The organism is Moraxella tarda (assembly GCF_035181405.1).
In the GTDB taxonomy this organism is placed as follows: Bacteria; Pseudomonadota; Gammaproteobacteria; order Pseudomonadales; family Moraxellaceae; genus Moraxella.
Genome location: NZ_JAYGGV010000008.1, coordinates 64,507 through 76,077, shown reverse-complemented (window position 1 = coordinate 76,077; position 11,571 = coordinate 64,507). Strand labels below are relative to the sequence as shown.

The following is an 11,571-nucleotide window of genomic DNA, read 5'->3' as shown; positions in this document are numbered from 1 at the left end:
AGGACCGGCTACACCTGCATCACCTTTAGGACCTTGTGGACCGATGGCACCTGCTGGACCTGCTGGACCTGCTTCACCAGTGTCGCCTTTAGGACCTTGAGGACCGATAGCACCTGCTGGGCCTGCTGGGCCGATGGCACCAGTATCACCTTTAGGACCTGCTGGACCGATGGCACCAGTATCACCTTTAGGACCTGTGTTGCCTTTAGGACCTGTATCACCTTTAGGACCTGTTGGGCCTATAGCACCAGTATCACCTTTAGGACCTGTTGGGCCTGCTGGGCCTGCTGGACCGATGGCACCAGTATCACCTTTAGGACCTGTGTCACCTTTAGGACCTGCTGGACCGATAGCACCAGTATCACCTTTAGGACCTGTGTTGCCTTTAGGACCAGTATCACCTTTAGGACCTTGTGGGCCTATAGCACCAGTATCACCTTTAGGACCTGTTGGGCCTGCTGGGCCTGCTGGGCCTGCTGGGCCTACTTCGCCTTTAGCACCATTTCTGATGTTCATGACTTCTCGGCGGCCATCTGGGTGGACGATGGTCAAATCATAACCACCCTCAACATCTTGCTTGGTGATGCTAGTACCCTTGACGGTAACCACATGAAGAAGTTTATCTCTATCACCTTGGGCCGATATCTGCACGCCATTTTCACCAACAAATCTAACCTCATTGGTGGAATGTACAGCTTCTTTATAGATATTTGGGCCACCAGCGGCATTAGCAGTCGTTAGGTACCAAGCCATGTGACGAATATCGCCTACTGTAGCAGCAACACTGTCTTCGACTCGCTTGGCACTAAAATTGGTTACACCACCTGCATCTCTACCCAGACCACTGGTTAAATTATTCAAAACCACAGGATTAGTAGTGCTACCTAACGCATCTTGTAATGAGACGACCACCTGATTATTAGGCACAGTGCGAGATTGAGAATCAATAAAGCCACCGTCAGCTTTCTTAAAGAGCTTGGTGCCATCTGCTTTGGTATAAACCATCGGCACTTGATCTAAAGTTCCCTTAGCGACAGAAAACAGCTGCGAGCCGTTCACTGCATCGGTAGAGGTTGCTGAGATCTCACCAGCTGCCACATTTTGGATACGGCGTTCTTTGCCAGCAGAGCCGATGGTCAGTACGCCATTAGGAGTACCACCAGCGAAGTTTGCAAAGGTTACACCACCCACCTTGACATTATCCACCACGCCTTTATCGCCTGCGGTGGTGGTTGTACCCTCTGGGTTACCATCAGCCGAAGTACGGTTTTTGGTGCCTACTCTATCACCAGTAGTGGCTACGGTTTCCATGCCCAGATACACAGAGTTTGCCACATCTGCTTTGGTATCAGAACCTAGTACAAATGCTTTGTCGGCAGTTACCTTGTTATTAGCACCCACTGCATGGCTATCAGTACCGCTGACTGTATTAGCAAAGCCATAAGCACCAGCACGCACACCTGAAACATTATTTTGAGAGCCAATGGCCGTACTCTTATTGCCTGATACCACAGTCAAAGTACCAACAGCGGTAGAGACATCGCCTGTAGCCTGAGCCTGAGTACCTACTGCAGTGGTGTTGGTTTTGCTGGCTACAGAGTTAAGACCAACCGCCACACCAAAAGAACCCTCCGCTTTGGCACCAGCACCGATGGCCGTACTGCTCGTACCTGTCGCTTTGGCATCTTCACCAAAGGCAGTTTGGCCAACAGCAGCAGCAGCAGCACCTTTGCCATAAGCCATACCTAGGCCAGTACCAGCCAGATTTGCTCCAGCACTGCCAGCGATACTTCTTAAATCAAGCGTATCGCTTGAGCCATCTGCTTTATTGATGGTCAGACGATAGCCACCATCAATGTCGTTTTTGGTGATGGTCGTACCTTTGATGGTAACCACATGACGGAATTTCGCGTCTACACCACGCGCGGTTACCTCTATACCCTCACCACCAACAAATCTAAGCTCATTTTTGGTGTGTACATCGCCTCTATAGGTGTTGTCATCACCCTCGGCAGTAGCACCAGTACTGATATGCCAAGCCAGATGGCGTAAATCACCGACAGTAGCCACGGTATTATTACCAACCGCAGGATTGGCAATATTGGTTACCTCACCAATTTTACCCAGACCACTGGTTACATTGCTTAATATCACAGGAGTGGTAGTGCTACCTGCCGCATCTTGTAATGAGACGATCACATCACTATTATTAACCGAAGCACCGCCTGTCGTCTTGACAAAGCTACCATCATCTCGCTTGGTGAGTTTTTCGCCTTGCTTATTGGTATAGGTGATGGGCAGATTGGCAGTAGAAGGACCAGCACCTATTTTCTCAAGCACACCCTTGGTGATAGAAAACAGCTGCGAGCCGTTCACTGCATCGGTAGAGGTTGCTGAGATTTCACCAGTTGCCACATTCTGAATACGGCGTTCTTTGCCAGCAGAGCCGACAGTAACCGCACCGAAAGGGGTAGGGCCAGCAAAGTCAGTAAAATCGGTGCCACTAATATTCACCGAATTGACCGTAGCCTTACCTGCAGTGGTAGGGAAAGTAGGGCCAAGTCTGCCAGTCGCACGACGATCAGGCGAGTCATCATCACGCACCACAAGCGAATATTGCTTAGTGCCAACGGTATTGCCATCTTCAAATCTGGCCGTGCTGCCAGAACCCAAATAAATAGAGTTTGGCACAACACCGACAGTTTCGCTGCCCAGCACATAGGTATTATCCGCTTGTGTGGTTACGCTACTTTTATAACCAAATACACCAGCATTGGCAGATTCTACTTTGGTATCCGCACCCACTACGGTAGAAAAGCCTGCTGTCGCTTGGGCACCATAGCCCAGTGCGGTGGATTTTTCTGCTGTCGCTTGGGCAGATCGGCCCAGTGCGGTGGATTGTATTGCTGTCGCTTCGGCATGTGTGCCCAGTGCGGTAGAAAAGCCTGCTGTCGCTTGGGCATTGTAGCCCACTGCGGTGCCATCAAGTTCTTTCGCTTGGGCACCTTGGCCCACTGCGGTAGAATTGTTTGCTGTCGCTTCGGCAGCTTGGCCCAGTGCGGTGGATAGTTCTCCTCTAGCTTTGGCATATATGCCCAGTGCGGTGGATTGTTTTGCTATCGCTTCGGCAAGTGTGCCCACTGCGATGGACTCTTGTGCTGTCGCTTGGGCAATATTGCCCACTGCGATGGAATGTTCTCCTGTCGCGTAGGCAGCTTGGCCCAGTGCGGTGGCATTAACTCCTGTCGCGCTGGCACTTGCGCCCAGTGCGGTAGAACTTTCTCCTGTCGCTGTGGCAACTCGGCCCAGTGCGGTGGCATCATTTGCTGTCGCTTGGGCATTTTGGCCCACTGCGGTAGAATGTTGTGCTGTCGCTTGGGAACCTTGGCCCACTGCGGTGGCATTAGTTTGTTTCGCTTGGGCATTTTGGCCCACTGCGGTGGATTCACCTCCTGTCGCTCGGGCATATTGGCCCACTGCGGTAGAATAGTTTCCTATCGCTTGGGCAGTATTGCCCAGTGCGGTAGACTTGCTTTCTGTCGCTTGGGCATTGTAGCCCACTGCGGTGGCATGAATTTTTGCCGCTTGGGCACCTTGGCCCACTGCGGTGGATTCGCCTCCTGTCGCTTGGGCATTCTTACCAAACGCACTGCCAGAGTCTAAAGTAGCTACAGAACCAGTACCATAAGCAGTGCCAGCACCAGTACCCACATTGGCCAATGCACCTGGAGCGCCTGCTGGACCTTTAAAGCTGCCAGTTTTTACCCATCGATCGGTTTTTTTCTCAAAAACATCGCCTGTTGTGGCATTGACCGCCATATCACCATTGATGCCATATCTATCATCAGGGGTGTCGGTAGTCGGCCAGACGCGGTTGGTCTGAGCGATACTTCTTAAATCAAGGGTTTCAGATTGGCCATCTGCTTTATTGATGGTCAGACGATAGCCACCAGTGATCTCGCTTTTGGTGATTTCGGTACCTTTGATGGTAATCTTACGCACACTACCAGTGTTGTTACCCGATAGTTTGATGCCGTTTAGACCCTCCAGTCTGACCTCGTCAGCACTGACGACATTACTGACATACCGATCACCCTCTATGTTCAGTCGCCAGCCCATGTTGCGTAGGTCGCCCACAGTGGCGGCCGTATCGTCGCTCACATCAGCGTTGGTCAATACGCGTAGCCTCACACTGTTATCGCTTAGGCCACTGGTGAGGTTGCGCAGTCTTATTCCGCCAGTGGTAGCACCTGCCGCATTGTGCAATGAGGCAACCACCTGATCATCAGGCACACCGACACCCCTATCAGTAACAAAGTTACCGTCAGTCTTCTTAGTGACCCTAGCGCCGTCTTTGTTGGTATAGATGGTGAGCGGAGTAGTAACAATGTTCATTTTCTCAAGCACACCTTTGGTGATAGAAAACAGCTGCGAGCCGTTCACCGCATCGGTAGAGGTTGCTGAGATTTCACCAGAGGCCACATTCTGAATGCGGCGTTCTTTGCCAGATGCACCGACAGTAACCACACCGACAGGGGTAGGGCCAGCAAAATTGGTGAAATTATCGGTAATGATAGTAGCACCACCATAGGTAGCCCTGCCTGCAGTGGTGGTGGTGCCAAGCGAACCATTAACACGATATGTCGAACCTGGCGGTTCACGCCCTATAGTCGCATAGTTTTTTGTGCCGGCTCTAGGAGCGTTTTCAAATACAGCAGTACTGCCACTACCTAAATAGACAGAGTTAGCAACAGTAGCTGTAACACCACTACCTATCGCATAGGTGTTTTCATAACCTGGCATCACGATACTGTCATAACCGAATACACCAGAATTGGCAGATTCTACTTTGGAACCTGCACCCACTGCGGTGGCATTAAGTTTTATCGCTTGGGCACCATTGCCCAGTGCGGTAGAATATCCTTCTGTCGCTTGGGCACCTTGGCCCAGTGCGGTGGCAGCAATTTTTGTCGCTTGGGCACTTGCGCCCAGTGCGGTAGAATTATCTCCTGTCGCTCGGGCATCTACGCCCAGTGCGGTGGCAGCAATTTTTGTCGCTTGGGCATTTTTGCCCAGTGCGGTAGAATATTGTGCTGTCGCTCGGGCATTTACGCCCAGTGCGGTAGCATCTTCTAATGTCGCTTGGGCAAGATCGCCCAGTGCGGTAGTAAATTTTGCTGTCGCTTGGGCATTGTAGCCCACTGCGGTAGAATATACTTCTGTCGCTTGGGCACCATCGCCATATCTGGTTTGTTGAGCCATCGCCTCGCTACACAGCAGCACCCCCATCGTAACAGCCGTCAGTCGGAACGCCGCCTCCCCTCGGCTCACCACAGCAGGCGTGCTGCCGACGGTGCTTGTGGCGGACTTGGTACGCCCTTTGGCATACTCACACACAGCCGTGAAGGTCTGCGTCGCCTGGTTAAAGACAATACGATAAATTTTATTCATAAGCGCTCCAAAATCGCATGAACTAAAAGACAGCCCAAAAACCCCACCCATAGGGCAAGTTAGGCCGCCAACTAACTGCTGGCGATGGCAACCTCATAAAGCCAATCAGCCAATCACCAACAAAAACCAAATGGCTGTGCCATATTTGCCACGCCTGCCGACCAATTGGCAGATACAGCACCATGACCAAAGTTAAAACAAAGTTAAAAAACAGCCAAGAAAATACGCAAAAAATACGCAGAAAATACGCAGAAATACGCAGAAATACGCAGAAATACGCAGAAATACGCAGAAATACGCAGAAATACGCAGAAATACGCAGTTTAATATTAGATGATTTGAGGTAAAATGTCTACTAAATTATGTATTTTTTATGATAATTTTGTCATTTTTTATTGCTGTGGTACTACCGTCTGCTTTGCACCAGCCGACAACCAGCCCCACCAGTACAAAGCAGGGCAACACATTGCAGCACAAATGACAAAAAAAATAAGAAAAATAAGAAAAATAAGAAAAATAAGAAAAATAAGAAAAATAAGAAAAATAAGAAAAATAAGAAAAATAAGAAAAATAAGAAAAATAAGACAGCCAAAAGCTAAAAGCTAAAAGCTAAAAGCTAAAAAGATGGGATAAAAAAAGTTACTGCGGCGGCTGTAGCTGGCGTATCTGGTGGGCGATGTGCTCGGCCAGGCTCTGGCACAGCTGCAGGTCTTGGCACTCTACCATCACACGAATCACAGGCTCGGTGCCAGAGGGGCGTATCAAAAGGCGGCCCACGCCTGCCAGCTGCCGCTCTGCTGCTGCCAAAGTGGGGGCCAGTGCCTTGTTGGCATGGGGGTCTATCCTCTGTGGCAGACGCACATTGATGAGTGTCTGCGGATAGGGGCGATAGCCCTCGGACAGCTTGGACAAGCTGGCACGCTGTTGTATCATGCACATGAGTACCTGCAGACCTGCCACGATGGCATCACCAGTACGGCTTTTGTCCAGACACAAGATGTGCCCAGATGGCTCACCGCCAATGCTCAGCTGTTTGGCCTCCAGTAGCTGCATGACATGGCGGTCGCCCACTTTGGCCCGATAAAAATCAATACCACGCTCGGCCAAAGCCAGCTCTAGGGCCATGTTGCTCATCTGCGTGCCCACCACGCCCCTAGGCTGCAGATGGCAGGCCAATATGTATAATATGCCATCGCCATCTACCAGATTGCCACGCTCGTCCACCATGATGATGCGGTCGCCATCGCCATCTAGGGCAATGCCCACATCGGCCCCATGTGCCAGCACGGCCGCCTGTAGCGATTGGGGGCAAGTAGAGCCGCAGCCATCGTTGATGTTGATGCCATTTGGCGTGTGGTGAATGTCGATGACCTGTGCACCCAGCTCTCTGAGTACACGAGGTGCCACACGATAGCCTGCCCCATTGGCACAGTCGATGACTACCGTCAGCTGGTCTAGGCTTAAATGATAAGGAAAGCTGCCTTTGCAGTATTCAATATATCGGCCTTGGGCATCGTCCACACGGTAACTTTTGCCAATGCCATCTGCCTGTATGCCAGTCAGGCGAGACAGCCCCATTTGGCCATCGCCAATGAGTGCGTCTAGCTGATGGTTGATTTGTTCTTGCAGCTCATCAGAGATTTTTTTGCCCTCAGCCGAAAAAAACTTCACGCCATTATCATGATAGGGGTTGTGCGAGGCAGAGATGACCACACCCATATCCGCATGAAAGCTTTTGACCAGATGGGCGATGGCAGGGGTGGGCAAAGGCCCAAGCAGATACACATCTACCCCAGAGGCATTAAATCCAGCTTGTAATGCCGCCTCGATGACATAGCCAGACACACGCGTATCTTTGCCAATCACCACTCTGGGGCGTTTATTAGCGATATTGGTGGTGTTGGTGGTACTGGCGGTATTATTAGTATTGGCGTTGTCAGTGGTGGCAATGGTGCCAGTCGCACTCTTACTGCCTTGTTGTGCCACCAGCACACGCCCAGCCCCAAAACCCAGCCGCAGCACAAAATCAGGCGTAATCGGAAACACCCCAAATTCACCACGAATGCCATCTGTACCAAAATAACTCATCATCTCCCCCTAATCATGCGTATCTTAATTGGGCTTAGTGCCGTTTTATTAAAAAATGATAAAAACAAGTTATAAAAACAAGTTAAAAGTTAACATGTTAAACCAAAACTTGTTAAATAAAGTTGAATAAAGTTAAACAAAACCGATTAAAACCAAAAAACCAAAAAACCAAAAAACCAAAAAACCAAAAAACCAAAAAACCAAAAAACCATCGCTATTATAGCACGCTTGTTGGTATTTTGGCATGGTTGTTGATTGGTTGTTGATTGGTCAAATGGATCAAGACTACAAGATATATTAAACAAAGCCTGATTTGGACAAGGCATCAGCAACAAAACCCCCACGCCATGGCGTTTTGTCATTTTGTCATACTGTTTATTTCGCCATAATTTTTTAAGCGATAAGCCTGATTTTGTGGCGGTAAAACCAGTTTACTACATTGTTATCCAGTTATCCAGTTATCCAAATAAGTCTAACCACCCATTTTTGGGCGGTTAAATTTATTTTTGGTAACAAAAAAGCCAAATAATCACGACAATTTATAAAAAATTGCAATAATTACTTGACTTTTAGTATAGTTTAAAATACTATGTGTTTATCAAGGCAAGGTGTTACAGCACCAAGCCTTGATAGGTTATCCGCCACCGACCTGCTTGAGTGGTGGCGACCTTAGGAGATAAGACAATGAAAACACTCATTAAAATCTGTATCATTGTTATCCTGCTACTATTGAGCAATCACGCTTACTAACGGCAGGTAGCCTGTAAAGGCTGGGGCGGTGGGCAAGCTCACCGCTTCACTCCTAAAACTTAGGACCATCTTAGCAATTATTTTAGGATTTGTCAAATGCCAAAAATCGTCAAAAACCCAAAAACTCGTGCCCAAATCCAAGCCGAATCAGACGCTCGCCGTCAGGTTAAGCCGATTGGTTTTAAAGTACCGATAGAATTTGCCAATGAGCTTGACGCACTTGCCAAAAAAACAGGCAAAACCAAAAATATCATTGTGATGGAGGCAGTAGCTCTTTGGGCAAAACAAGTGGTATGACACACAACCAGGGGCGTGAGCCGTGTGTTTTTGGCATATTCCCCATATACCTCTACTTTTGTCCTATGCGTGGTTGGTGATGGCTTGTTTTAGGGTTTTGGTTTTTAGGGTTTTGGTTAGTTGCATTTTTTTAATAAAAAACCCTGCAAATGCAGGGCCATCATTGACAGTTTATTTCATTAAAGGTACATTTTAATTAAATTGGGCAGCTCTTTTTTATATTTTTGGGTAATCATAATATCACCCCAAGAAATTCTAGCTTGTAAATCATAGTCAGCCTTATGTCGTCTTGTTAAAAAATCTTTAAATTGCAATGACAATTTACGGATATTTTTATCAGTCATTGACATTTCATCAAGTATGAAATACAAATTTTTATGCGTTCCTGTTTTGTACCGATTTGTATCAATCCCTGCTTTTTCCATTGCCAATCTTAATTCATGAAAAACCGCATAATAACTACGATTGATGTACGCTCGCCAAAGTGCTTCCGGTGATGTTTTATCAATGTTACCAAACAGTATATCAATGCTTTTATGCAAATCAGTCGTTGTTACTGACATCAGATAAACTCCGTACATGCCGACGAAAAACCAACCAAGATGTTTTTATAATCACGGTAATTTAACTCACTGTCAATCAACACATCTAAAAATCCATCTTGCAAATGCAAGCAATCATCAACAGATAAATTGTTCAGATCAACATTGATCTCTAGATATCCTCCAATTTCTGTATAATCACAATCAAATGACAAATGATGGTCGCCTACATATTTATCCGACAAAAATACATAAATATATTTTAATATATCAATAACAGTATTTTTGGGTATATCCAACTCATTGAGTATGTCTATTCTTTTATTGATTTCCTGGATATACGCTTGACTTTTTTGCATGATTTGTTGCTTATTGCCTTGATAGTATTGCATGGCTTCATAAACTTCATCAATATCCAAACGCAATAAAGCATGGGACAGCAATAATGACACACTTTCTAAAGCATGGGGATTTTGTTGCAATATTTCTTTGGCAATTTGGCTACTTTCATCAAACCTACCCATACTATGCAAAATATTCATGATGTTTTGTGTGGCATTCATATCGCCCAATTTCTCAGCGTTTTGCATGGCAGACAGAGCCTGAGTGGGTTTACCCATTAAGATGTAGGCAAATGACTTTAAAACATAAGCACTTTTGGGGTCTGTATTTAAAAGACTTGGAACATCTTGATTTAGCCAACGATGAAACCGCAAACCATCAGGATTGGTCAATCCTTGATGGTTTTGCAAAAATTCATAGGCCTCATTTGCTTTGGTTTTTGGCTGCATAGGCAAATCTCCACTTAGGGCGTTTTATTATACCATAGGTTATCAAAGCTTGACAAATTTACACCCCAAACTTGCCAATGCGAATAAACTTGCCAATGCGAACAAAAGGGAAATCACTGCCATTGTATAAAATCTCACTACTTTCATTTTGCTCACCTTGTCTAAATTACCTTAACAACTCTTTCATCTAAAATTCATCTAAAATGATAATAACCTTATTCAATATACCACATTGATATTAAAAGCCCAAGCTCGCCAAAGCCCATAGACTTTTTGAGCGATTTTTGCAATAATGTAGGGTCGACTTCAAGTTCGTTTTATCGTTTTTTAGCAAGTGTTTTGTCGCTAATTCTTTGGATTCTACGAATTTTGTGTCGCTTTTATTGATGCAAATTAACGCACGATAACGGATAATGCCATCTTTTGAACACCATCTTTTTGCTTGCGTTCGCTGATTGTACCCATATTGCCACCCTTGTATAACAAAAAAAATGCACCATAGAACCAAAAAATCTATGGTGCAAATACAACGACAAAAACACACAAAAGCTGACAGACAATAAAGTTTGCTCAACCCTATGAAAAATAAGGCTTTTAACATAAATGATTGATTTAATTAAAAATAAAAGAATATCTGTTGCCCCCATGATAGATTGGACAACGGCCGATTTTAGGTACTTTGCACGGCTGTTCAATCCTGACATACATCTATATACCGAGATGATCAGCACCAGTGCCATCTTGCACGGCGACACCCAGCATGTGCTACATCATGATGACACAGAGCACCCTGTGGTGTTGCAGCTTGGTGGCTCCAGCCCAAGCCAAATGGCCCAATGCGTGCGTATCGCCGATGCGATGGGCTATGATGAATTTAACATCAATGTCGGCTGTCCGTCCGACCGTGTCCAGCATCACAAGATGGGTGCGTGCCTCATGGCAGAGCCGCAGCTGGTGGCCGACATGGTGCGTGCCATGAAAAACCAAACCGACAAGCCCATCACCGTCAAGCACCGCATTGGTATTGATGATTTTGACAGCTATGAATTCATGCGTGATTTTGTGCTGACGGTGGCAGAGGCTGGCTGTACACATTTCATCGCACACGCACGCATTGCTTGGCTACACGGCCTATCACCCAAACAAAACCGAGAGATTCCACCGCTTCGTTATGATGATGTCTATCGCCTAAAACAGCAGTTGCCACATTTGACCATAGAGATCAACGGTGGCATTGACAGCCTAGATGCGATACGCAATCATCTGTCTTATGTTGATGGCGTCATGGTGGGGCGTGCCTTTTATCACAATCCGATGCTGATGGCCGAGTGCAATCTGCTATCAGGGCGACAGATGCCCACGCGTCGGCAGATTTTGGCCAATTTATATCCCTATCTGCACAGACGCGCCGAACAAGGTGCCAATCTGGCCACGCTGGCACGGCATTATCTGGGGCTTTTTCAGGGGCTGACAGGTGCACGCAAATGGCGACAAACCTTAAGTGGCAGGCGTACCCTAAGCGTTGATGACATTCAACAAAGTGCAGAGGCGGTATTGCAGATGAATGGCCAATGATGTTTGTTTATCTTTTTTATGGTGTTTTGGTCAATAGATTTCCTGCGATACTAGGTTTTCCGTTCGCCCTGAGCTTG

At 46.9% G+C, this 11,571-nt stretch carries 7 protein-coding genes; 3 read left to right on the top strand and 4 right to left on the bottom strand.

What is annotated here, in order from left to right:
* Nucleotides 1-5,451, bottom strand: a 5,451-nt coding sequence (locus U9670_RS08535) for an ESPR-type extended signal peptide-containing protein (protein WP_323843772.1), incomplete at its 3' end; no start/stop codon positions are given.
* A gap of 348 nt (nt 5,452-5,799) precedes the next feature.
* Between U9670_RS08535 and U9670_RS08530 the strand changes: the two genes are divergently transcribed.
* The gene (locus tag U9670_RS08530; RefSeq protein WP_323842645.1) at nt 5,800-6,057 is read left to right on the top strand and encodes a hypothetical protein; all 258 of its coding nucleotides are present in this window, start codon (nt 5,800-5,802) and stop codon (nt 6,055-6,057) included.
* 33 nt (nt 6,058-6,090) lie between these two features.
* Here U9670_RS08530 and glmM read toward each other — a convergent pair whose 3' ends face one another.
* A complete protein-coding gene (glmM, locus tag U9670_RS08525; protein WP_323842436.1) occupies nt 6,091-7,539 on the bottom strand; it encodes a phosphoglucosamine mutase in 1,449 nt (482 codons plus the stop codon).
* A gap of 846 nt (nt 7,540-8,385) precedes the next feature.
* Between glmM and U9670_RS08520 the strand changes: the two genes are divergently transcribed.
* Nucleotides 8,386-8,586 carry a hypothetical protein gene (locus U9670_RS08520; protein WP_323842435.1) on the top strand — a complete coding sequence of 67 codons (201 nt, stop codon included), beginning with the start codon at nt 8,386-8,388 and terminating at the stop codon, nt 8,584-8,586.
* A 179-nt stretch (nt 8,587-8,765) separates the two neighbouring features.
* Here U9670_RS08520 and U9670_RS08515 read toward each other — a convergent pair whose 3' ends face one another.
* Both U9670_RS08515 and U9670_RS08510 read right to left on the bottom strand, forming a co-directional pair.
* A complete protein-coding gene (locus U9670_RS08515) occupies nt 8,766-9,149 on the bottom strand; it encodes a hypothetical protein (RefSeq protein WP_323842434.1) in 384 nt (127 codons plus the stop codon).
* The gene (locus tag U9670_RS08510; RefSeq protein WP_323842433.1) at nt 9,149-9,919 is read right to left on the bottom strand and encodes a tetratricopeptide repeat protein; all 771 of its coding nucleotides are present in this window, start codon (nt 9,917-9,919) and stop codon (nt 9,149-9,151) included. Before U9670_RS08510 ends, U9670_RS08515 begins: the two co-directional genes overlap by 1 nt.
* A gap of 603 nt (nt 9,920-10,522) precedes the next feature.
* Between U9670_RS08510 and dusA the strand changes: the two genes are divergently transcribed.
* Nucleotides 10,523-11,494 (top strand): tRNA dihydrouridine(20/20a) synthase DusA, encoded by a 972-nt coding sequence (dusA, locus tag U9670_RS08505; protein WP_323842432.1) that lies wholly within the window; start codon nt 10,523-10,525, stop codon nt 11,492-11,494.
* Nucleotides 11,495-11,571 lie beyond the last annotated feature (77 nt).